Annotated in this window: 19 protein-coding genes; 5 read left to right on the top strand and 14 right to left on the bottom strand. The window is 38.7% G+C overall.

Annotated elements, in window-relative coordinates:
* Positions 1-7 precede the first annotated feature (7 nt).
* From HNR53_RS13960 to HNR53_RS13945, 4 genes are all read right to left on the bottom strand, one after another.
* Positions 8-217 (bottom strand): acetyl-CoA carboxylase biotin carboxyl carrier protein subunit, encoded by a 210-nt coding sequence (locus HNR53_RS13960; protein ID WP_184527021.1) that lies wholly within the window; start codon positions 215-217, stop codon positions 8-10.
* A 100-nt stretch (positions 218-317) separates the two neighbouring features.
* Entirely contained in the window at positions 318-1,895 is a 1,578-nt protein-coding gene (locus HNR53_RS13955) for an acyl-CoA carboxylase subunit beta (protein WP_184527019.1), read from the bottom strand.
* Positions 1,896-2,029: 134 nt separating this feature from the next.
* On the bottom strand, positions 2,030-3,082 hold the full coding sequence (gene namA, locus HNR53_RS13950; protein WP_184527242.1) for an NADPH dehydrogenase NamA: 1,053 nt from the start codon (positions 3,080-3,082) through the stop codon (positions 2,030-2,032).
* A 70-nt stretch (positions 3,083-3,152) separates the two neighbouring features.
* Positions 3,153-4,292, bottom strand: coding sequence for an acyl-CoA dehydrogenase family protein (locus HNR53_RS13945; protein WP_184527017.1), 1,140 nt, complete (start codon positions 4,290-4,292; stop codon positions 3,153-3,155).
* 725 nt (positions 4,293-5,017) lie between these two features.
* Here HNR53_RS13945 and HNR53_RS13940 point away from each other — a divergent pair.
* Positions 5,018-6,298 carry an MFS transporter gene (locus HNR53_RS13940; RefSeq protein ID WP_246439577.1) on the top strand — a complete coding sequence of 427 codons (1,281 nt, stop codon included), beginning with the start codon at positions 5,018-5,020 and terminating at the stop codon, positions 6,296-6,298.
* Between the two features lie 78 nt (positions 6,299-6,376).
* Here the strand turns inward: HNR53_RS13940 and HNR53_RS13935 are convergent, their stop codons facing one another.
* The 4 genes from HNR53_RS13935 to HNR53_RS13920 form a co-directional block, all read right to left on the bottom strand.
* Positions 6,377-7,147, bottom strand: a complete 771-nt coding sequence (locus tag HNR53_RS13935) for an SDR family NAD(P)-dependent oxidoreductase (protein WP_184527015.1) — start codon at positions 7,145-7,147, stop codon at positions 6,377-6,379.
* Between the two features lie 102 nt (positions 7,148-7,249).
* Entirely contained in the window at positions 7,250-7,999 is a 750-nt protein-coding gene (locus HNR53_RS13930; protein WP_184527013.1) for an SDR family NAD(P)-dependent oxidoreductase, read from the bottom strand.
* A 64-nt stretch (positions 8,000-8,063) separates the two neighbouring features.
* Positions 8,064-9,797 carry a class I adenylate-forming enzyme family protein gene (locus HNR53_RS13925; RefSeq protein ID WP_184527011.1) on the bottom strand — a complete coding sequence of 578 codons (1,734 nt, stop codon included), beginning with the start codon at positions 9,795-9,797 and terminating at the stop codon, positions 8,064-8,066.
* A gap of 67 nt (positions 9,798-9,864) precedes the next feature.
* On the bottom strand, positions 9,865-10,320 hold the full coding sequence (locus HNR53_RS13920; RefSeq protein WP_184527009.1) for a MaoC/PaaZ C-terminal domain-containing protein: 456 nt from the start codon (positions 10,318-10,320) through the stop codon (positions 9,865-9,867).
* A gap of 523 nt (positions 10,321-10,843) precedes the next feature.
* Between HNR53_RS13920 and HNR53_RS13915 the strand changes: the two genes are divergently transcribed.
* Positions 10,844-11,749 carry a LysR family transcriptional regulator gene (locus HNR53_RS13915; RefSeq protein ID WP_184527007.1) on the top strand — a complete coding sequence of 302 codons (906 nt, stop codon included), beginning with the start codon at positions 10,844-10,846 and terminating at the stop codon, positions 11,747-11,749.
* A gap of 218 nt (positions 11,750-11,967) precedes the next feature.
* On the opposite strand, the gene HNR53_RS13910 is transcribed toward HNR53_RS13915, so the two are convergent.
* Positions 11,968-12,867, bottom strand: coding sequence for a LysR family transcriptional regulator (locus HNR53_RS13910; protein WP_246439576.1), 900 nt, complete (start codon positions 12,865-12,867; stop codon positions 11,968-11,970).
* 176 nt (positions 12,868-13,043) lie between these two features.
* Between HNR53_RS13910 and HNR53_RS13905 the strand changes: the two genes are divergently transcribed.
* Together HNR53_RS13905 and HNR53_RS13900 are read left to right on the top strand one after the other, a co-directional pair.
* Positions 13,044-13,781, top strand: a complete 738-nt coding sequence (locus HNR53_RS13905) for an SDR family NAD(P)-dependent oxidoreductase (protein ID WP_184527005.1) — start codon at positions 13,044-13,046, stop codon at positions 13,779-13,781.
* A gap of 87 nt (positions 13,782-13,868) precedes the next feature.
* Complete coding sequence (locus HNR53_RS13900; protein ID WP_184527003.1) at positions 13,869-15,116, top strand: MFS transporter; 1,248 nt, start codon at positions 13,869-13,871, stop codon at positions 15,114-15,116.
* A gap of 73 nt (positions 15,117-15,189) precedes the next feature.
* Here HNR53_RS13900 and HNR53_RS13895 read toward each other — a convergent pair whose 3' ends face one another.
* The 4 genes from HNR53_RS13895 to HNR53_RS13880 all read right to left on the bottom strand — a co-directional run bounded on the left by HNR53_RS13895 (position 15,190) and on the right by HNR53_RS13880 (position 20,359).
* The gene (locus tag HNR53_RS13895) at positions 15,190-16,398 is read right to left on the bottom strand and encodes a cytochrome P450 (RefSeq protein ID WP_377802088.1); all 1,209 of its coding nucleotides are present in this window, start codon (positions 16,396-16,398) and stop codon (positions 15,190-15,192) included.
* 171 nt (positions 16,399-16,569) lie between these two features.
* The gene (gene bioF, locus HNR53_RS13890; protein WP_184526998.1) at positions 16,570-17,739 is read right to left on the bottom strand and encodes an 8-amino-7-oxononanoate synthase; all 1,170 of its coding nucleotides are present in this window, start codon (positions 17,737-17,739) and stop codon (positions 16,570-16,572) included.
* Positions 17,736-18,506, bottom strand: coding sequence for a 6-carboxyhexanoate--CoA ligase (bioW, locus tag HNR53_RS13885; protein WP_184527236.1), 771 nt, complete (start codon positions 18,504-18,506; stop codon positions 17,736-17,738). The genes bioF and bioW overlap by 4 nt, the downstream gene beginning before the upstream one ends.
* Positions 18,507-18,892: 386 nt before the next feature.
* On the bottom strand, positions 18,893-20,359 hold the full coding sequence (locus HNR53_RS13880; protein ID WP_184526996.1) for a protein adenylyltransferase SelO: 1,467 nt from the start codon (positions 20,357-20,359) through the stop codon (positions 18,893-18,895).
* A 272-nt stretch (positions 20,360-20,631) separates the two neighbouring features.
* On the opposite strand from HNR53_RS13880, the gene HNR53_RS13875 reads away from it, so the two are divergent.
* A complete protein-coding gene (locus HNR53_RS13875) occupies positions 20,632-21,723 on the top strand; it encodes a carbamoyl phosphate synthase small subunit (protein ID WP_184526994.1) in 1,092 nt (363 codons plus the stop codon).
* 372 nt (positions 21,724-22,095) lie between these two features.
* Here the strand turns inward: HNR53_RS13875 and HNR53_RS13870 are convergent, their stop codons facing one another.
* Positions 22,096-23,022 (bottom strand): ketopantoate reductase family protein, encoded by a 927-nt coding sequence (locus tag HNR53_RS13870; protein WP_184526992.1) that lies wholly within the window; start codon positions 23,020-23,022, stop codon positions 22,096-22,098.
* Positions 23,023-23,034: the final 12 nt, after the last annotated feature.

The following is a 23,034-nucleotide window of genomic DNA, read 5'->3' as shown; positions in this document are numbered from 1 at the left end:
TAAGAAGTTATTTCAATTTAATGACCACATCACCATCATTGACAAAATCGCCTTCATTAACAATAACCTCATCTACAATCCCACTTACTTCTGAGCTAACTGGGATTTCCATTTTCATCGATTCTAAAATGACTACATCTTGACCTTCACTTACTTGATCTCCTGGTTGTACTACTACTCTCCATACGTTACCTGCCATATTTGTTAATACTTCCATTTCTATTCACCTCATAAGTTGTATTATTTTAAATAAAGATTCTACTATATTTGAATTTCATATATTTTTCGTTTAGACTTTTTGCATCTTTGCTTTATGATTAACCTCTTCTAACAACTGTTTTCTTTTGTGCAATTCCCTCTAGAACGTCCCTGTTTTGGCTGTATAAATCAAATCGTTGGATTAAGTCCTTACGTAAGCGGTCACCCGGTACAACATCATCAATATAAAGCTCTGATGCAGGACTCCAAACATTAATATCATCATTGTATTTTTCACGTTGTTCTTGAATGAATTGCTGACGTTCAGCAGGATCCTCTATCGATTGAATTTTGTTATAATACATTGCATTGACGGCAGCCTCAGGTCCCATAATCGCAGGCTGTGCTTGTGGCAGAGCAATACACGCATCCGGCTGCATGGAGGCACCTGACATCACAACATAACCAGCACCATATGCCTTTCTGACAATGACGGCAATTCTAGGAACAGTCGCGTTTGCAACGGTTGAAAGCATTCTTGCTCCTCTTCTAATAATGGCTTCCTTCTCAACCTTACTTCCTACCATAAAGCCAGGTAAATCCACCAGGAACAGCAAAGGAATATTATAGGCATCGCAAAGTGAGATAAAATGGGCTGCTTTCTCAGCGGATTCAGGAAAAATAACGCCGCCCTTAACCTTTGATTGGTTTGCTACAATTCCAATCGATCTTCCGCCAATTCTGCAAAATCCAGTAATCATTTCTTTTGCATATAGCTTTTTGAATTCGAAAAAGGAATCCTTGTCAACAATTCTTTCAATAACTGGATACATATCCATCGGAATACGTTGATTTTCCGGTACCAATTCCTCAATTCTTTTTCCATCAACTGGAGGCTTTGCTTCGACTTTAGCTGGAGTTTTCAACCAATTCTGCGGCAGATAGCTTAAATATTTTCTCGCAGCATCAAGGGCTTCCTGCTCCGTTTCGACTAACATATCACCTAATCCACTGACTGTATTGTGCATGCGGGCACCGCCCATTTCTTCCATTGACACCTTTTCCCCTGTAGCCATCTCTGCCATTCGCGGAGAACCTAAGTAAACGCTGGCATTTTTATTAACCATCACGACAAAATCACATAGTGCAGGTAAATAGGCACTGCCGGCTGGTGATGGACCAAATACCAAAGCAATTTGCGGGATTAAACCTGACAATCTTGCCGTATCATAAAAGATTTTTCCAGCATGACGACGGTCTGTAAATGTTTCGAATTGTTCATTGAGCCTTGAACCGGCTGAATCAATCATATAAATAAGTGGAATCTTTCTTTTTTCCGCCAGTTCCTGCATCCGAATGATTTTTTCGATTGTTTTCTTGCCCCAAGTACCAGCTTTAATCGTCAAATCATTTGCGATGATCGCTACTGGCTGGCCATTGATTTTTGCAACTAATGTAACAACTGCATCACCTGGAAGAAAGTCTTCATCCTTACAGCGGGCGAATAGTCCGTCCTCCACTTCAAAACTATCTTCATCTACCAAATACTTAATTTTGTCTCGAACAAACATTTTGCCAATATCTTTCATTTTCGCGTAATAAGGACGATTGGCTGATGTCGTTATTTCTTGAATTTTTTCATATACGGTTTGATCAATGCCTTTTTCTTTTGTTAAAGTACTCTTAGTTTCTTCCATTATATTAGCCTCCTAAAATGATGATTATATTTTACTTAGTAGATAGCAAAGGCTGTATCTACTATGAAATTGCATTTGTCAGTAATCACAGTTTAAATTTTTGTGATTTCCCGTATTTCCTGTTTATGCTGCCATTAATTTGGGTACCATTTTTCTAATACCGGAAAAGCCTCTTCCCACGCTTTCCCATACTGACCTGGCCCTTTCAGTTCTATCCCTAATTCGACCGCAGCTTTAAGCGGCCAGTAAGGATTACGTAATAGTTCTCTGGCGATAAAGATTAAATCCGCCCGATTATTGTTTACGATTTCTTCTGCATGGAGAGGGTTTGTAATTAACCCAACAGCTCCTGTTGCAATCCCCGCATCCTGCTTAACTTTTTCAGCTAGAGGAACCTGATAGCCGGGAAAGACATCGATCCGTGCAGGTACAATGGCTCCAGAACTGCAATCAATCAGGTCTACCCCCTGGTCTTTTAACCTTTTGGAAAAATAGACAATGTCCTCCATGCTATTTCCCTCTGGGTGGTACTCATTTACGGATAAGCGAACAAATAACGGCCCATTCCAAACTTCATTTATTTCATCAATTATCTCTTTTAGAAATCGATAGCGGTTTTCGATTGTCCCGCCATACCGGTCATTCCGATGGTTAGATAATGGCGATAAAAACTCATTAATTAAATATCCATGTGCACCATGCAGCTCAATGACATCAAATCCTGTCACTTTTGCTCTTCTTGCAGCCTCCTTAAATTGCAGAATGGTTTCTTGGATTTGAGATAGGGTTAACTCATTTGGTATTGTCTGCCCTCGTTTATACGGCAATGGAGATGGAGCGTAGATTTCACCGTCGACATCTGCCTTCCTGCCTGCATGTGAAAGCTGAATCCCTGCTTTACCGCCATAGCGTTGGATCTCTTGAACCAGTTCACGTAATCCTTCTATATGCTCTTCATTCCAGATTCCCAAGTCTTTCATGGAAATTCTCCCTTGCGGATGAACGGCTGTTGATTCAAGCATAATCAATCCAACTTGACCCATCGCCCTGCTCACGTAATGCATATGATGGAATTTGCTTACATGTCCATCCCTATTAAATGAAGAATACATACACATGGGTGACATGACGATTCGATTTTTTATCACAACATCTTTTATCGAAAATGCGGAAAACAACTTAACTATGACCTGTCACCTCATTCACAGTGTATTCGATTTTTTCTCCTGCATTTTAAATGAATGTTTCATAGTTGAGTTATAAATTCATTTCTTTCGCAATAATTTCCTTTTGAATTTCATCAGCGCCTCCGCCAATTCTCATCAAACGGGCATCACGCCATTCTCTGGAGATTGGATATTCATTCATATATCCATAGCCGCCGTGAATTTGTAACGCTTTATCAGCCACTTCATAATAAACCTTTGAAGCCAACAGTTTCGCCATAGATATCTCTTTTACTAGCACTTCTCCTTGATCATAATGGGCGGCTGTATTATATAAAAGAGCACGTGCCGCTTCGACTTCGGTGTTCATTTCAGCTAGGTAATGCTTAATCACTTGGTTCTTTGAAAGGGACCGGCCAAATTGTTTACGTTCTTTGGCATATTGCACAGCTAAATCCAGACATCTTTGGGCACCCGCAACACAAGCAGTAGCTTGAATCAAACGCTCTCCATTTAATTGCCACATCAGCTGCTTAAATCCCTCTCCTTCTTTACCAAGTAAGGTACTATCTGGAACAAAGACATTTTCCAAGAAGATTTCTGCCGTATCTGACGCATGCATTCCGACTTTTTCCAACTTACGTCCGACCGTGTACCCTTCTAAATTACTGTCTACTAAAAAGATACTAAATAACGGTCTGCCATTTTTGTCTCCTGTTTTTGCTATTAAAATTTGATAATCTGCTCTAATCCCATTTGTAATAAAAACCTTGGAGCCATTGATAATCCATCCGCCATCTGTTTTCTTAGCTGTCGTTCGTAATCCAGCTACATCTGATCCTGCGGAAGGTTCAGTAATACCAAGAGCAGCAATTTTTTCACCTGCGATAGAAGGTGAAAGATAGTTTTGTTTTTGTTCTTCTGTACCAAATTTTAAAATTGGATTCGTTGCCATTAATGCCTGTACATTAAATGCCATTCCTAAGCCTGCACAGCCTGATGAAGCAATTTCTTCTGTTACGGTCATTGCCGCGAAATAGTCCATATTGCTGCCGCCGTATTCCTCAGGGTAGCGTACTCCAAATAATCCCATCTGTCCCATTTTTCTAAAAACCTCATTTGGAAATCCACTCTTTTCCCATTCCTCAATATTTGGGACAATTTCCTTTTGGACAAATTTGCGAACCGTTTTTCTTAGCTCCTGATGATTCTCCATTACTTCATACTTCATTTACATTCCCATCCTTTACGTTTACATCAGATTGTAGATTTTGATTCTTATACTATTAGTGCTACTAAATTGAGGTTAACCCCTATTGTTCCAGGGAAGGGAGGGTCCCTTTTGCCTAAAACAAAATAAAAAGCCCAGCAAAAAAATAGCGTCATCGCATTTTTTGCTGGGCTTATTTAGGAATAGAGATTGGCCTTTTTGAAGTGTCAACCCCAATAAATAACAGCTTTTATTTAATTCTTGACCTTATTTTATAAATTAGACGGGATAAAGTCAATATAATTTTCTGAAAATATCAAAAATATAATAATTTTATAAAATAATATAAATTACATCATTTTTCTTCTTATACTATAATCTTTCCTTTAAAACAGATACATTGTTTTATTTTAGATATTGACAATTTTTTATATTTGTCATAAAATTCTGATAGTTCAAACAAATATAAAAACGCTGTTATTTACGGGGGTATATAAAATATATCTCTATAAGTAAATAAGTCCAGCATAAAGTACTCTTTTCTACTTTATGCTGGACTTATTTTTTTCGATTTAGAACGTTTGTACCATCTCGATATTGGGATGTCACAATACCATGCGTCTGTCCAAGTGAAGGACAGACGCCGAATTACATTTCCATGATGAAAGGGGAGATTGGCTAGTGGGCACTACATAAACATCTTTACCTGTATGAATGGTTAGTAAATTAAAAAAAGGGGTTGTTGAATGATTATGTCTAATAAGGGTAAAAAATTACACTATGCATGGTGGATAGCAGTTGCCTGCTGTGCCATTTATGCAGGCAGCGTCGGAATTGTAGTTGCATGTGCTGGATTATTCTATAAGCATGTGAGTACGGAATTGGGAGTTGGTACAGCTGATATTGTTTTTTATACAACACTGATGTATTTTGTGATAACCATTACCCTTCCTTTTGCAGGGAAAATCTTTTCCAAAATTAATATGCGCCTATTACTATCAATTGCTGCACTAGCGGATGCCCTTGCATTTGGATTAATGGGCACCTATACATCTGTTTACCAATTTTACGTTTCAGGTGTAATACTTGGTATCGCCAACTCCTTTTTAATTTATGCGGCCGTACCATTAATTATTAACAACTGGTTTAAGGTGAAAATGGGAACTGTTCTGGGGCTGTCCATGACATTTATGGGTATAGGCGGGGCTATCTCTGCTCCCATTGCTGGATACCTCATTGAAACAATTGGATGGAGACCTTCCTATATGGTTCTTGGAGCGATTGTTGCCGTCATAACCCTTCCATTTACCATCTTTGTCATCCGAAAAGATCCAAAAGAAAAGAACATGACTGCTTACGGGGCGGAAATTGCTGAGACATCTTCCAAGAAGGTTGTTGAAGAAACAGGAACTTCTTTGAAACATGCCATTAAATCCATTCCCTTCTACGCATTATTTATTTTTACAGGCTTTTTAGGTTTAGTAGTAACGGTGAATTTTCACATTCCAAATCATCTTCTATCAGAAGGATTCTCTACTTCATATGCGGCAACTGTCGTTACATGTGTCATGATTGGACAAACATCTGGAAAATTCATCATAGGCTGGTTAAACGATAAAATCGGGATAAAGCTAACGAGCTTTATTGGAATCGGTTCAGGTATGATAGGAATCCTGCTCATTTTATTTAGCGGCACCATAGGAGGCGCTTCTATCTATATTGGTGGGCTCGCTTTTGGTATTGGTTATTCTTGTAGTACGCTGTTACCTCCATTTATGATCAAAACCGTCTTTGGAAATCGGGATTATGCATCCATCTATTCTATGATCATGTCAGCATCTACTTTAGCGATTGCTCTTGGAACAACTATTTTTGGATTTGCCTATGACCTAACTGGATCTTATTACGTTGTATTCCTCTGCGTATTAGCCATCCAAGTTTTATCAATTCTAATAGGTTTTATGTTACTTAGAAGAAAAGCGGTATCAGCCAATAACGAAGCTATTTTAGCTGTTAATGAGAATTAATCGAGATTAAATATGATAGCGCAAAAAAGCTCTAGTTATTTAGCTAGAGCTTTTTTTATTAAAGTCAGGTGATTTATTCTAGATAGCTCCTATTCCACCATCTACTCGATATTGTGCACCGGTGATAAACTTGCTTTCGTCAGATGCAAGGAATAATACCAATGCGACAATATCACTTGAATCAGCATAACGTCTTAACGGTATCGCCTTAGCATAGGCCCCTTTTACAGATTCCGGATTATCTGGATTTGCTTCTGCTTCTATTGAACGCATCATCTGCGTATCTACTGGTGATGGATGGATGGAATTTACGCGAACATTATTACGTGCAACTTCTAACGCAGCCGTTTTCGTTAATCCTACTACAGCATGTTTAGAGGCTGCATAGGCTGACATTTTAGGAGATCCCCTTAATCCATCAATAGAAGAAGTATTAATGACACTGCCCTTTTCTTGTTTTATCATGACCGGGAGTACATGTTTAAGTCCTAAGAATACCCCCCGAGTATTTACAGCATATACTTTATCGAAATCTTCTACCGACTGTTCGATTAAAGAGGTTCTTTTACCTGTTATCCCTGCATTATTAAAGAAAATATCAATTTGTCCAAACTGTTCAACAGCTTTCTGTACATAATTCTTAACGTCATCCTCTTGGGATACATCTGCCTGAACGATAACTATCTCTCCGTATGCATAAAGCTCGTCCTTCACTTTATGAAGAGATTCTTCAAATAAATCGACTAAAACTACTTTAGCCCTTTCTTTTAAAAATGTTATGGCTGCTTCCTTACCGATACCGCCAGCCCCGCCGGTGATGAGCGCAACTTTACCATCTAATCTTCCCATTATAATCTCTCCCTTTGTATAGTCTTAAAAACTGCAAATGAAGTGCCTTTTTGTTCATTTAGTACAAGGGACAAGGTTGCCCTTGTCCCTCCAAACATAACGTTATTGCGCCGTATAACCGCCATCAATGACTAACTCAGTACCAGTTACAAAACGTGACTCATCAGACGCTAAGTACAAAGCACCGTATGCAATATCTTCTGATGTGCCCAGGGTTGGCCACGGTGTCTTCTCTTTTAAAGGATGCTTACCGCTTTGTACTTCTGACATGGCTGTTGCAATTACACCTGGATGAATCGAATTCACCCGGATATAGTCTTTCGCTAACTCTATTGCTGCTGATTTTGTCATCAACCTTATAGCTCCTTTAGAGGAATGGTAGGCTAAAGAAGTTGGACTTCCCACAAGCCCCCAAATTGAAGAAATATTGATAATCGAACCACCGCCTGATTTTTTCATCAGCCCTGCTGCATGCTTCATCCCCAAGAAAGTGCCATTTGTGTTAATGGATTGGATTTTCTCGAACTCTTCAATAGAAGTATCTAAAATACCATTTCTGATTAAGATTCCGGCATTGTTTATTAATCCGTCTATTCTTCCAAATCTATTTTCTGTTTTTGCAATCACGTATTTCCATTCTTCTTCCTTTGAAATATCATGTTTTAGTGTGAGAATGTCTTCATGACCATTTTCATTTAGGGAAACGGTTTCAATCAGACCCTCTTCATTTACATCCGTTAGTACTAGTTTCGCACCATGTTTAGCAAACAATTTTGCTTCTTCTCGTCCTTGGCCGCCTGCAGCACCAGTAATCAGGATTACTTTTCCATCTAATCTTTTCGAAATACTCATTTGTTTATCCCTCTTTCCAAATCAGAAGTCTTTAGAGTTCGATTTCAAATATTTTAACTTTCTATTAAAAAACTGATTTTACTGTTTCTTTTTCATTTAAATACCATTCTCTTAATCTAAACTTTTGTATTTTTCCCGTTGCAGTAACTGGGAGTTCCTCTTGGGTTACAAACCTTATATACTTAGGAATTTTAAACCTTGCTAATTTATCAGATACATACACCAACATTTCTTCCACTGTTGCCGTTGCACCTTGCTCCAGAATAACCCATGCCATTCCAACTTCCCCCATTATTGGACAAGGTACTCCTACTACATAGGCTTGATTTACCTTTGGATGACTTGTAATAATATCCTCAATTTCCTTTGGTGCAACATTTTCTGCACCAATCCGATAAATCTCTTTGATTCTGCCAGTCAATGAAATATAGCCGTTCTCATCTATGACACCTAAATCTCCTGTGCGAAGCCAACCAGCATTATCAATTGTTATTGCTGTTTCTTCCGGTTTATTGTAATAACCTTTTGTAACCATTGGTCCTCTGCAGATCAATTCCCCTTCCTTTCCCATTGGAAGGGTTTCAGATGTATCAATATCAATTACCCCGAATTCAATATTTTTTCCATTCAGCTCTTTTAATCCCACATGTCCGCCTGGGATGGGGCGTCCAACATATTGATTTAAATAACGCAATTCATCAGTCGGATCCGTTTGTAATACGCCGGCGGCAATTTCCGTCATTCCATACCCCGTATTAAGTTCATCGATGCCCATTTCCTCTTTTAAACTTTTCCAAATGTGTGCAGGAACTTCAGAACCAGCACAATACATAGATTTCAAACTTGAGATATCAAATTCTTTTGCTCGATAGGCATTAAGTAATCTTAGCGCTATTGTTGGAACACATAGAATATCTTCAACCCTGTGTTTCTCAATGATAGATAGTGCTTCAAACTCTTCAAAATCACGCTGGATGATGACACTGCCACCTACCATCGATACAGCTGCAATACCTACGATATAACCAAAACAATGATAGAACGGAATCGGTACAAATATTCTTCTGCTTTCTTGATATCCTCTGCTTATGCTTGTTCCTAGGGCACTTCTCCAAATCATATCATGTGTAACCAATACGCCCTTAGGTAATGATGTTGTACCGGAGGTGTACATAATATCTGTTACATCTGATACATGATCGTTCCTATTTTTCTGATACCTAATTAAAAATTCATTCGCTTGATCGTCTGTTATTGAATGGATCAGTTCATAAAAGTCTGCAGTTCCTTTATATTTTTTTCCTTCAGGTGAAAAAACAATAATTTTTTTTAAGTTGGGAAACCTTGATGATTTTTTTCCTTCGAATACTTCCGGACAAAGTTCTTTCAATATGGATATATAATCAAAATGATTCCATCTGTCCAGTGTAATTATATAAGAAGAGTCTGATTGACTGATTAAATAACTTAATTCTTCCTTTTTTAATCGGTAATTTAGAGGCACAGTGACACATCCTGCAAGGGCACTGCCTAATTTTGAAAATATGAACTCAGGGTAATTAGGGAAAATTAATGTGATGTGGTCTTCCTTTTTGACTCCCAATTCCAGCAAACTTGCAGCTAATTTTATGGACAAATTTCTCGTTTCACTATAAGTCCAGGATTGTTCTTCGCCGATAATATACACATTTTCACTATGTTTTTCTGCCTGCTTTAAAAAAAACTCATGAACAGGTTCTGGATTCCAATCTTTTGAAATTCTCTCAAATCTCTTTCTTCTTATCTCAATCGATTCCATTGTTTCACTCCCTATTACTGTTTTGCCTTCTAGCAAAATAAATTAAATTCCCTCTAACTGTTATGAATTAAATAGCCTGAATTCCTATCCTTTTCTTCATCAATAATGTAATCTCACCCTCTGATACGATTTCATCTCTTTGGTTATAAACAAGAACTGACCTTGTAAGAACACCACGATCTCTTTTAGACGTTTCTTGTTTTGCTTTTACAATAAATTTTGCATAAATAGTATCTCCGGGAATGACTCCGCTTTTAAATTTCCAATTGATTTCTAATAGACCAAGTGTTGTTCCATTGACGATTCCCATCATTGACTGCAGACCTGTTATAACAGATACAGATAATAGTCCATGAGCTACTCTTGTTTTATAAGGAGTTTCTTTAGCAAATTCCTCATCAATATGAAGCGGATTAAAATCACCCGAAATTCCCGTAAACTGCACCACATCAGTTTCTGTTATTGTTCGACGCGGTGTTATCATTTCATCCCCAATATGAAAATCCTCAAAAAACATATCCATCCGCTTTGCCTCCAATCCCTGTGATATTTTTACTAAAATAAAAAATAGGCCCAGCAAAAAGGAGAGAATTCCCACTCATTTGCCGGACCTATTTACGATCAGAGATCGATTTTAAATCAACCCCAGTAAATAGCAGCTCTTATAATTTAATTATGGATTTTCTTCAGTGTCACCTCTTTCCAAAGTTATAAAAAAATAAATAAGCCCAGCAAAAAGTATAATTGTTTATACTAATTTGCTGGGCTTATTTACTACTTAGATTGACTTTTCAACACTAGCCAATCCTTGTAAATAACAGCTTAATATTTTTTATATGACTAATCATAATTGATATATTCAAAGTCTGTCAAGTATATTCAGTATATTCCTAATATTTAATTTATTCAACGCAGTTGCTTTTTAATTAACTCATTTTCTCCATTTAATTACTATCTTAGAGTTATTAATCTCCTTAGTTTTATCATGATGATCATGTATAATAGATTATATATTTACACAGTTCAGGATACAAAAGGAGTTCAACATGGAGCTTTTACAATTAAGGTATTTTCTAACAGCAGCTAAATATGAACATATGACAAAAGCTGCCGCTGAGCTTAATATCTCTCAGCCGGCTTTAAGTAAGATGATAGGACGATTAGAAGATGAGCTGGGTGCCCCGTTATTTCATAGACAGGGTAAACAGATTTATTTAAATGAATTTGGGAAAGCTTTTCAAGAACGGGTAAAACGAATATTTTTAGAAATAAACGAAGGCATCCTTCAAGTGCAGGAGCTGAATAGTCCAGAAAAAGGGATTATATCCATAGCCATGACTCTTCCTCATATCATGGCCAAATTTTTAGGTGATTTCCTTAAGGATCATCCGCAAGTCAAAATCAAACATAAACAAGCTTCCATTTCTGAAATGAAATATTTATTAGAGAATGCAGAAGTTGACTTATGTATTTCCACTAGTCCAATTATTGGTGATTATATTGAGTGGGTTCCTTTACGGGAAGAAGAAATATTTTTATCTATTCCTGCTGACCACCGATTAGCTAAACATAAAACGATCGATCTTCGTGAAGTTTCAAATGAAAGGTTTATTAATTTACCAAAAGGCTATGGATTTAGGGATATTACAGATAAATTTTGTAAAGAGGTTGGATTTACCCCTAACGTGGCGATTGAAGTAGAGGAATCCTGGGCCATTCAACAATTAGTAGAATTAGGTCACGGAATTTCTTTTATCCCTAATCTCTCCATCTTACGGAATCCGACTACGAATACAGCTCGAATTAAAATCAGTCATCCTACTGGGTGCAAAAGAGTAATCGGTATTTCCTGGAATAAAAACCACTATTTGTCAAAGTCTGCTATCAACTTTCGTGAATTTTGCATCGACTTTTTTAAGCATAAAGTCAAAGATTATTATTATTTGGACTAAATCCTTCATTATTTTATATACTTTTTATGATTTATGTTTTGATAATATATAAAGTTTGATTAAGAATACCTTATAGAACCATACTATATGGCAATAGATAGAATCCATTTTGAAAAAGATTGATCAAAATGGATTTCCTTTTTGTGAATCCCCCATATTAAAGAAAAGTACTCCGCTACTAGATAAGCAGGAGCTGCACTACATTAACACCTCCACTCCTAAAATCTGCTATTTTTATTTTCTATATCCTTAAAATAGCGATGACAATGTGCAACGAAAGCCTCTGAAATTTTTGTCGGGTATAAATACCGATGCTTTAATAATCCGATCGTACGTGTAAACTTTTTATTTTCAATTTTTAAGTGTCTTATTTTATCTTCATATAGATTAACTGATGTTTCGGGTGTAAATGCTACCCCTCGTCCATTTTTCACAAGCTGTAAAATCGTTGTTGCTTCTTCTACTTCTACTTGATAATTTGCTGTATAACCTACTGATTTACAAAATTGATCTGTAAATTGACGAAAACTATACTCCTTTGTTAAGCCAATAAAGGGCAGGTTATCTAATTCCATTAAGTCAATTGAGCCTGTTTTCACCTCTTTGTATAATTTCGGCACAGTTAAAAATATTTCTTCCTCAAATAATGGTACCCACTCGACATTTGGATGGTCAACCTTCTCTGTGGTAATACACACATCATACTTGCCATTTTCAATAAACTGTTGCAGGTTTTCTTTCGATAACGGAACTTGTAAATATTTCACATGTGGATATTCATAAAAAAATAAATCTACGATATTTGTAAATGTATAGGGGAGTGTTGTAACAATCGATAAATTACCACTTCCTTCACCTCGTCTCTCCGCCAATCCACGTTCTAAATGATGTAATTCTGAGAAAATACGCTCTGCTCGTTTAAATAAAAAACGGCCATTTTCATTTAATGAAATGCGCTTGCCATTACGGAAAAATAAGTCCATTTCTAACTCTGCCTCAAGGTTTGTAATTGCCTTACTTAACGCTGGCTGCGAAATCAAAAGTTCTTTAGCAGAGAGAGACATATTTTCCCATTTTGCGGTTGTATAAAAGTATTTTAATTTTATTAAGTCCATCATTACCCCCACTTTTTATAACTAATAGTTATAAGCAAATAACTAATAAGTATTTTTAATTATATAGAAATGTGTATAAAATGTGAATTGTAAACGTTATTTCAAAAAAATTTATTGCAAATTTTGAAGCGCTGATGAATGCGCATACATTATTAGCGAAATATAGGAGGTTATCGGATATGAGATTAAAAGATAAAGTTGTGATCATTACAGGAGCAGCATCAGGTATGGGACAAGGTGAAGCAATCCGTTTTGCGAAAGAAGGCGCAAAAGTAGTAGTAGCTGACTTAAATTTAGATGGTGCTGAAGCAGTTGCTGAGGAAATTAAATCATTTGGCGGGGAAGCGATTGCTGTATCAGTAAACGTTATGAAAACCGAAGATATTCTACACTGCGTAAAAGTAACAGAAGAGACATTCGGTCCAGTTGATGTATTAGTAAATAATGCAGGTGTATTCGATAAATATGCTAAATCATTAGATACAACATTAGAACAATGGAATTTCTTCTTAAGTATTAACTTAACAAGTGTATTTGAATTTTCAAATGCTGTCTTACCAAGCATGATCGAACGTGGTACTGGTTCAATTGTAAATATTGCTTCGATTGCAGGTCTTGTTGCCGGTAAAGGCGGCGCTGCCTATACTGCTACCAAACATGGTGTAATTGGATATACAAAACATTTATCTTCTGAATATGCACGCTATGGTATTAAAATTAACGCAATTTGCCCAGGAACAATTGAAACACCTTTAGTAAAGGATGTTTTAGCTAGTATCCCTAAAGATTTAGTACCAACTCGAACTTTTGGACAAGTAGAACAAGTAGCTGATTTAGCTGTATTCTTGGCATCAGATGAAGCTAAGTTCATGAGTGGTGCAATTGTACCAATTGATGGCGGATTCACAATTCAATAACTTCATAATGTAAAGAATCTAGACTTATCAAAAATTATAAACTGGAGAAGCAACAGCGTTTGCTTCTCTACTTTATGAGGTGGAAATATGAAACAGCAAGGAAAAATTCATTATGCTTGGTGGATTATGGTGGCAAGTGCTGCGATTTATGCAGCCAGTGTTGGGATTATCGTTAGCTGTGCACCTATTCTTTATCGTGCTGTAGCTGAAGACTTTAATGTGGGTGTTTCTGAAATTAGTTTGTATACATCATTAATGTATTTAACAATCACACTATTACTTCCTTTTGCAGGAAAAGTTCTAAAGAAATACGATATTCGTTATATCTTAACGATTGCGGGTATTATTAACGCCCTAGCATTTGGGTTAATGGGTACTTATCATTCGGTTTTCCCTTTTTATGTTTCGGGTATTGCCTTAGGGGTTGGCAGTACATTTTTAATTTATGGTTCTATCCCCTTAATAATAAACAACTGGTTTAAAATAAAAGTTGGTACTTCTTTAGGTATTGCTATGGCATTTATGGGGATCGGCGGTGCGATTTTCGCCCAAATTACAGGTATTTTGATTGAGTCGTTCGATTGGCGTTCAACGTATATTATTTTAGCTATAATCGTAGCTATCCTAATCTTACCATTCACGATTTTTGTCATACGTTCAAAACCAGAACAACTAAATATGACTGCTTATGGTGCGGATAAAGTAGATGTTAACACTTCTGATGAGCAAAAAACACCTGAAACAGGTGTCCTGAAGGGTATTGCGATTAAATCTCCAGCATTTTATTTAGTTATGTTATTCACTGGACTTTTCGGTCTCTCTTCAACAGTTAGCTTCCATGTACCAAACTTTGTTCAATCAGTGGGGTTCACAGCTGCAATGGCTGCAACAGGTGTAACTTGTGTAACGATTGGACAGACAGGCGGTAAATTCATGCTTGGTGCCATTAATGATAAATTAGGTATTAAAGCAGCACTATTTGTCGGTATCGGCGCTGGTATGCTAGGTATAGTCGCATTACTTATTTCTGATACTTTCGGAATTGGTATGCTCTATGCTGGTGCATTATTATTTGGTATAGGTTTTTCCGGATCTACCCTGCTTCCCCCAGTCGTCATCCGCGAGGTATTTGGCGAGCGTGATTACGCATCTATTTATACAACAATTATGTCAGCATCCACGTTAGGTGTAGCATTCGGTACAACACTATTCAGTTACATTTACGATACAACGGGTTCTTATTATGCAGTATTTATTATTGTAATAGTACTCTTTATTATTACGATTTCTTCAAGTTTATTCTCATTAAAATGGAAGAAAAAATTAAATTATTAATCATTTAAACAACCAACAAAGTCTCATATGATTTTGTTGGTTGTTTTGTCGAAATAAATACAATCCCTAAATTCTAATCAAAAGTAATTGGCAGTTCGCTTAGCGATCTAAATCCCATCAACTTTCGCCATGGAAGGTCAGAAAATATTAGCTTAGGATTTTCCAACTGCTGCAGGAAAGTTTGAATCGCAATTTGTGCTTCTAAACGTGCCAATGGAGCACCTAAACAAAAATGCGTTCCATATCCAAATGCAAGATGAGGGTTCGGATTCCTAGTAATATCCAGTAAATGAGCATGAGCAAATTGATTCGGGTCTCGATTGGCAGCACCCAAAAGAATATAGACCTGTTCTCCCTTTTTAATCGTTGTTTGTCCAATTTTAATATCTTCTGAAGCAATCCGAGCTGTCATTTGTGTCGGACTCTCATAACGCAAAAACTCCTCTACTGCATGTTCAATAAGCGATGGGTTTTCTTTTAGCTCCATCATCTGATGAGAATGTTTTAATAAGAGAAGAATTGAATTGCTGATGAGATTGACCGTTGTTTCATGACCGGCAATAACCAGTAAAATACAGGTTGCAAGTAATTCCTCATCTGTTAACCTATCCCCTTGCTGTTCCTCTTTGATTAACAGGCTGATCAGATCCTCTTCAGGGCGCATCTTCCGTTTTTCTATCAACATTTTAAAATAATTCCGTAAAGTTATTGTAATGGCATTCCCATTGTCTAAAGCCTTTCGCGAACGGGTAAAATCAATGGTTTGGATTAGAATTAAGGCCCATTCTCTAAATTGGTGCCGCTCTTCCCCGGGTACTCCTAATATTTTCGCGATAATAAGGCTGGCTAAAGGAAAGGCAAAATCGGAAATCACATCCATTGATTTCTTATGTTGCACCTGTTGCAATAAATCATTTACCGTTTCTTGGATGTAAGGACGGAGATGTTCCACCATTCTAGGCGTAAAAACATTACTAACCAGCAAACGTAACCGTTTATGGTCAGGTTGATTCTTAAAAAGCATCATGTCATTTTGAATGTTTTTGAGTTGCTCATATTTTTTTGCAGTCTGGGGCAGCGGGATGCGATTTTTAAATCGAGTATCTTTCAGAATGGAGATGGCTTCTTCATAGCCTGTCACATACCATCCTGGCTGCTTTAACGGATTTCCCCAATAGATCGGATGAATGGCGCGAATCTGTTCATAAAATGGGTAGGGATTTTGAAAAAACTCGGAAGTAGTAAAGGAAATCGGTTTGATTTGAGATATATTCATTGTCATTTTAGCCCCCTATCATACAATCACCAATGTGTTGCCAAATTTCTGGATGGTGCCTGCACCCAATGGTGATAGTTTTACAGAGATGAGTCACTCCCATCTCTGTAAAACATTGACTCATTTTATTTCCACCAATTGATTTATTAGTAACGTCATATCCATGTTTTCACTTCTTTAGATCATGTTCATTTCTTTTCCAATGACATAAAAGCACTCCAACAAGTACTCTATTTCTTTTAAGCTATGGTCAGAAGTCACGGTTAGCCGGATACGACTTTCTCCGTTTGGTACTGTGGGCGGGCGAATAGCAGGTGCGTATATTCCATTTTCCCGGAGCTTTTCCGCAAACATCACAGCGGCTTGGGGCTCTCCGACGATCACAGGAATAATCGGGGTTAAATCCCCTCTGATAACATAACCCATTTCTGCTAAACTATTTTTTATTTTTTTTACATTAACAATTAACTGCTGGCGTTTTTCGTTACTTTCTTCAATGATTTCCAATGCAGCATAGGAAGCAGCACAGATGGACGGCGGCATGGCTGTTTGAAAAATAAAGGTCCTCGCATGGTTGAGCAAAAAATCAACTAATACCTTCGAACCGGCAACAAAACCACCTTCCGTCCCTATGGCTTTACTTAAAGTCCCTATGACCACATCAGGATGGACATCAAAATATTCACTTGTTCCCCTGCCCGTTTCTCCTAAGACCCCTGTTGCATGTGCATCATCCACAATCACGAAGGTTTCATACTGTTTCGCCAATCGAGTGATCCGATCAAGCGGGGCAATCGTCCCATCCATACTAAAAACGCCATCCGTTACAATAAACCTCCGTTTATAGGAAAGCGTTTCCCTCAACTTTTCTTCCAGATCATTCATGTCCATGTGGTTATAAATGACGGTATCTGCTTTTGAGAGCCGGCATCCATCGATAAGACTGGCATGATTTAATTGATCGCTCAGGATTACATCCCCTTTTTCGGGCAAGGAAGATAGCACACCGACATTTGCTAAAAAGCCGCTGGAAAACAGGAGTGCGGCATCTGTCTGCTTAAAACGGGCGATTTTGTCTTCAAGCTTTTGATGCCAATCCGTATGACCTGTCGTTAACCTTGAGCCGCTGCTTCCGACTCCAAATTCGTGGAGGATGGTTTCTGCTGCATACACTAAGCGCTCATCGTTCGCAAGCCCTAAGTAATTATTGGATGAAAAAACGAGCTGGCTTCGGCCATCGATCATCATCTCTGGCAGCGGAGCCGTATTCATGGTACGAAACTCCCGATACAAACCTGCTTCTTTTGTTTTTTCAAGTCTCAGGTTTAGCCATTCATCAAGCATCAACACTCCTCACCCCATTGAACAAAGATTGGCCGTTTTTCTAAATAGTCTATGTACGAGGAAAGATCACTCAAGCCATCTACGAAGAAAATGCGGCAGCCGCATTCATCGCCATACTCTTTTAGCTGCGTGATTCGCTGATAGCCTAATCCTTTACTAGCCACATAACCGGTTATATATTCGGGATCATCTGACCAGCATAATTCTGCGACAGTGGCGGGATGCGCACTCACCTTTGTAGCAAGCACAAGCGCCTCTTTCACCCTTTGACTTCGAGGCATTTTGTAATGGTCCGCCCATTTTTCAAAATTCGGGTTTAACCAGTCCATTCTCGAAACCCGGACACCTTTTTCCTTTCGAGCATCGATTCGTAAACCAGAGCCAATATCAAACAAAATCGCTCCCCTAAGTTCGGAATATTCCACCAATTCTTTGTATGCCTTTTCAATACTTTCAGTCGGTACTCCTGCTTTCACTAAAAGATTCCGAGCCGCCGTTTGTCCTTCTTCTACGGATCCCACTACATTTGTATCAATCGATAATGGTTTCAACCTTTTTATCGGCTGGGCTATCGTTTCAAACTGAATTTTCATAAAATCCGGGTTACCCCTTGAATGAGATAACGCTTTTTCCAAAAGGACATTTACGGTCGTTTTCAAATTGTCATATGTTGATATATGTTCCCCGCCAGATATATGTTTTCCACCTTTTTCATGAGGTCCATTTTGGGAAGCTCTCATTCTAACACTGTAAAATATTTCTTCAAGCAATTTTTCTACCATCCTTTCAATTTCCCAATATTCTTATTGGCGGAAAAGCAGGAATAATATTTATGAATCTTTTAATCGCTGTAACTTGTTAACCAAAAATTAGAATCAGTTAACAAGTAAAATATTAAATATTGTTGTTTATTTTGTCAATATTTAAATTTTATGGGTTTCAGACTGATCCTCTTGATCCAAACACACATCGATTATATGGGATTTTTTTAAAATATATCAGTGACATAACAAACAAACCCATTAGCTCTAAATGAGTAAAGAATAGAGGTAATGGAGTAATCCAATACCTCTATTGACATTCCTCTTTTCCAAAACCTTGCGCAAATTATAAATGAGCTTCAATGGCTGCACGATCTATTTAGCAACTGTTCCAATCATGTACCGCAAAAAGTGCGGTATGGCGTTTTTGACGGTTCGGGCAACTCACAATATTCCTCCTGATCAGGAGTATGTGCGAAAGGTTTAGCAAGAACTTGCAGTAGTTTCTCCATCACACTGAAGTCTCCTTCTTCGACTGCAGCCTTTAGCGCCTCTTCAACCCGATGGTTGCGCGGAATAACAGCAGGATTACTGCTTTGCATTACCTGATGGGATAGTTCATTTGATTTCTCCTGTTTTCCTCTTCTCGCCTGCCACTGTTCATGCCATTGAGTAAATTCTTTAGACCCGAACAGGGCTGTGTCCTCATAGTCTTCAAATGTCAGCGCCCGGAAAGTGTTTGTATAATCTGCCTGATAGGCATGCATCATTTTGAACAGATCTGCAATAAGCGTTTCATCCTCTTTTTCTTCGTTCAATAAACCAAGTTTAGCTCTCATTCCTGCCAGCCAATAGGATTGAAACTGCTCATTATAGCCTGCAAGGGCATCTTCGGCAATCCCGATTGCCTTCTTCTCGTCTTCATGGAGCAGCGGAAGCAGGGTTTCGGCAAACCGGGCAAGATTCCATCCGCCAATATACGGCTGATTGCCGTAAGCATAACGACCCTGTCTGTCAATCGAACTAAATACAGTTGCCGGATCATAGGTATCCATAAAAGCACAAGGACCGTAATCAATCGTTTCCCCGCTAATAGCCATATTGTCCGTATTCATTACCCCATGGATGAAACCAACGAGCTGCCATTTCGCAATTAATGAAGCCTGACGTTTGATCACTTCCTCCAGTAATGAAAGATAGCGATTTTCATTTTCTTCAATATCTGGATAATGCCTGTTTATTGTATAATCTGCCAAAGTACGAACGTCTTCGTCCGTTCCCCAATTCGCTGCATATTGAAAGGTTGCAACGCGCAGATGACTGGAGGCTGTACGAGTTAAAACCGCACCGGGCAGAAGAGTTTCGCGGATGATGTCCTCGCCCGTAGTCACGACGGCAAGACTCCGTGTTGTAGGAATGCCAAGGGCTTGCATTGATTCACTTATAATATATTCCCGCAGCATCGGACCAAGCGCAGCGCGGCCGTCTCCCCCTCTGGAATAAGGTGTTCTTCCTGAACCCTTGAGTTGAATATCGACACGCTTGCCATCGGGAGTTATCTGTTCTCCAAGCAAAATAGCACGGCCGTCTCCGAGCATTGCAAAATGACCGAATTGATGCCCTGCATAGGCTTGTGCAAGGGGCACTGCTCCGTCTGGCAGCCTGTTTCCGGCGAATATTTCTGTCCCTTCCTCACTTTGGAGATTCCTTCCATTCAAACCCAGTGATTCTGCAAGCTTTTCATTGAAAATGATCAACTTCGGTTTGCTTACCGGCGTAGGATTGAGGGAGGAATAAAAGGTTTTTGGCAGCCATGCATAACTATTGTCAAAGTTCCATCCTGCTTCACTTCTATTTGTCATCTTGTCACCTTGTCTTTCTTTTTAAAATCATGATTTATTTGTTTATCCTTAGCGTCATCACAACATTCATTTTATTGTCTGCCTTAGTTCTATTATTATGCCCTTCACAGCCCAAGTGAAAGCACTATAAACATGTTGTTTATTCCATTTTATACATAATCGTGCCCATAAGTGGAATAATAGGTATCGGCTATAATAAATTTATTCATAAGCGTTTAATCTTTAGCAAATACGATGAATTCAGCGATGGGGAGAAAGGAAGTATCGTTAGCATGAAACGTCAACTGATATTAGAAGATGGCAGTGTTTTTGTTGGATATGGTTTTGGCAGTGATAAGGAAATGATGGGAGAGGTTGTTTTTAATACAGGGATGACCGGCTACCAGGAAATTTTATCGGATCCTTCATACTGCAGCCAAATTGTTACCCTCACCTATCCACTGATTGGCAACTACGGAATCAACCGGGATGACTTTGAATCGATCGAACCGACCGTTAACGGCCTGATTGTCAAGGAATATTGCGAGTTCCCCTCTAATTTCCGCTGCCAGTATCCGCTTGATACCTTTTTAAAAGACAAGGACATCCCGGGTTTGGCTGATATTGATACAAGAAAGCTGACAAGGAAAATCCGCGAACATGGGGTTCTAAAAGGAAGACTCTGCGGCATGGAGGTCGTAGTGGAAGAAGTCGTTGCGGATCTGAAGAAAGCGGACTGGCCGCGGGACCAGGTACGACAGGTCTCCACGAAAAGATCCTATCCGGCGCCCGGACGCGGCCATCGGGTGGTGCTCGTTGACTTCGGGATGAAGCACGGAATTTTACGTGAGTTAACACAGCGCGATTGCGATGTGATTGTTGTCCCTTATGACACATCAGCAGAAAAAATATTGCGCTTAAGCCCTGACGGTATTATGTTGAGTAACGGTCCCGGAGATCCAAAGGAAATCACAGAAGGAATCGAAATGATTAAAGGGGTATTAGGAAAGATCCCATTGTTTGGCATTTGTTTAGGTCATCAATTAGTCGCGCTGGCATGCGGCGCAGATACGGATAAGCTAAAGTTTGGCCACCGCGGCTCCAACCACCCTGTGAAAAACTTGGAAACCAACAGGGTCGAAATGACTTCGCAAAATCATGGATATACGGTCACGATGGATTCTGTTAAGGGAACGGATTTAACGGTCACACATGTGGCTTTAAATGATGGGACTGTTGAAGGTCTGAAGCATAATAAATATCCTGCTTTTACTGTCCAGTACCATCCAGAGGCCTCGCCCGGACCGGAGGATCCCAACTATTTATTTGATCAGTTTATGGAGTTAATGGATGAAGGAAAGAGGATGGCTGGGATTGAAATGTAAATGCGGGACAAATGATAGATATTGGAGATGAAGGACATTATTTTACTTTTTCCCTGAATTTTGTCCTTCATAGTATTTTCCAACAAAGCAAAACAGCTGTTTGAAGTAGAGAGGCTCTTCAAACAGCTGTTTTTATTTACTGATTTACCGTACATCATCAATTGATTTCATGGATAATCTCTTTTCCATCAATTAATTCCAATAGGCCGGCTAAATAAAATAATCCATTCACCAAGATGCTGAAGCTGGAAATGAGCATAGCAGGCATAATCGTCATGGTCATATCATAGCAGGAAAACCGGTTTACTGCATAAAAAAGAACCTCTCCACTGGAAAGGCTCTTAAGATTATTTTTTTAATCTATCAATTTGCTTACTCCGGTTTACCGAATTCATATGGTTTCAGTATTCCATATATGGTTTCAATGGCCGGAACCTTTACGCCGTGTTTGGCAGCCAATCTTAGGGCCCCGCCTTGTAAATGTTCCACTTCGATAGGCAGTCCTTTTCTCATGTCCTGATGCATGGAAGATGTGGCATCTTTGTGATGGTTTTTTATCCGCATGGCCATCGTTTCAACTTCCTGTTCTGATAATACAATGCCCTCTTTTTCTGCAAGCATACTCATTTCATAGACCATGTTTCTTGCCACACTAAACACGGCTTCATGACTCGAAATATATCCTGCCGGCAGTTGTGTTGCTGAAGTAATTCCGGAGAAGGCCGTAATGAAGATGTATTTTTTCCACATATGCTTTAAAATATCGTCTTCTCTCAGTATGTTTGTTTTGACTTGTGTATGTATCGCATCCAGTTTATCGCATGTGTCCAGCTGACTGTTGTGAAGTGCTCCGAATTTGATCATACTTCTTCCGCTTGTATGCACGACATGTCCATGTTCATTTAGAGTCGCAATGATTGCTGCAAACCCGCCGAGCACTTTTTCTTTTCCAATGACCCTTTGTAAAATGTCGATATGCTCCATCCCATTTAACAAAGGCAACACAAAGCAATTAGTCCGCTTTACAATCATTTCCACTTGAGGAATCGCTTGCTGAAGATGATATCCTTTTACAGCGAGGATCAGCAAATCAATATCACTGACTTCTTCAGGGGATGTATAAACCTTGAAATCTTTCGTTGCAAAATCCCCCTCAGGGCTGTTGATTTCCAGGCCCTCACCAGCTAATTGCGCGGCACGTTTTTCTCTGACAAAAAAAGAAACATTCAAACCGGCTTCCAGCATCCGCCCGCCAAAATAAGCTCCCAAAGCACCTGCTCCCTGCAGTAAAATATTCATGCTATAAAACCT

It is taken from the genome of Bacillus benzoevorans, assembly GCF_014207535.1.
Taxonomy (GTDB): Bacteria; Bacillota; Bacilli; order Bacillales; family Cytobacillaceae; genus Bacillus_BD; species Bacillus_BD benzoevorans.
The sequence above is the reverse complement of the archived record's forward strand: the minus strand, read 5'-3'. Positions and strand labels throughout refer to the sequence as shown.

Excerpts from the sequence above, each read along its gene's own strand:
- HNR53_RS13960 (WP_184527021.1), bottom strand. The coding sequence starts at position 217 with ATGGAAGTATTAACAAATATGGCAGGTAACGTATGGAGAGTAGTAGTA.
- HNR53_RS13955 (WP_184527019.1), bottom strand. The coding sequence starts at position 1,895 with ATGGAAGAAACTAAGAGTACTTTAACAAAAGAAAAAGGCATTGATCAA.
- HNR53_RS13945 (WP_184527017.1), bottom strand. The coding sequence starts at position 4,292 with ATGAAGTATGAAGTAATGGAGAATCATCAGGAGCTAAGAAAAACGGTT.
- HNR53_RS13940 (WP_246439577.1), top strand. The coding sequence starts at position 5,018 with ATGATTATGTCTAATAAGGGTAAAAAATTACACTATGCATGGTGGATA.
- HNR53_RS13935 (WP_184527015.1), bottom strand. The coding sequence starts at position 7,147 with ATGGGAAGATTAGATGGTAAAGTTGCGCTCATCACCGGCGGGGCTGGC.
- HNR53_RS13930 (WP_184527013.1), bottom strand. The coding sequence starts at position 7,999 with ATGAGTATTTCGAAAAGATTAGATGGAAAAGTAATCCTGATTACTGGT.
- HNR53_RS13925 (WP_184527011.1), bottom strand. The coding sequence starts at position 9,797 with ATGGAATCGATTGAGATAAGAAGAAAGAGATTTGAGAGAATTTCAAAA.
- HNR53_RS13920 (WP_184527009.1), bottom strand. The coding sequence starts at position 10,320 with ATGGATATGTTTTTTGAGGATTTTCATATTGGGGATGAAATGATAACA.
- HNR53_RS13915 (WP_184527007.1), top strand. The coding sequence starts at position 10,844 with ATGGAGCTTTTACAATTAAGGTATTTTCTAACAGCAGCTAAATATGAA.
- HNR53_RS13910 (WP_246439576.1), bottom strand. The coding sequence starts at position 12,867 with ATGATGGACTTAATAAAATTAAAATACTTTTATACAACCGCAAAATGG.
- HNR53_RS13905 (WP_184527005.1), top strand. The coding sequence starts at position 13,044 with ATGAGATTAAAAGATAAAGTTGTGATCATTACAGGAGCAGCATCAGGT.
- HNR53_RS13900 (WP_184527003.1), top strand. The coding sequence starts at position 13,869 with ATGAAACAGCAAGGAAAAATTCATTATGCTTGGTGGATTATGGTGGCA.
- HNR53_RS13895 (WP_377802088.1), bottom strand. The coding sequence starts at position 16,398 with ATGACAATGAATATATCTCAAATCAAACCGATTTCCTTTACTACTTCC.
- HNR53_RS13880 (WP_184526996.1), bottom strand. The coding sequence starts at position 20,359 with ATGACAAATAGAAGTGAAGCAGGATGGAACTTTGACAATAGTTATGCA.
- HNR53_RS13875 (WP_184526994.1), top strand. The coding sequence starts at position 20,632 with ATGAAACGTCAACTGATATTAGAAGATGGCAGTGTTTTTGTTGGATAT.
- HNR53_RS13870 (WP_184526992.1), bottom strand. The coding sequence starts at position 23,022 with ATGAATATTTTACTGCAGGGAGCAGGTGCTTTGGGAGCTTATTTTGGC.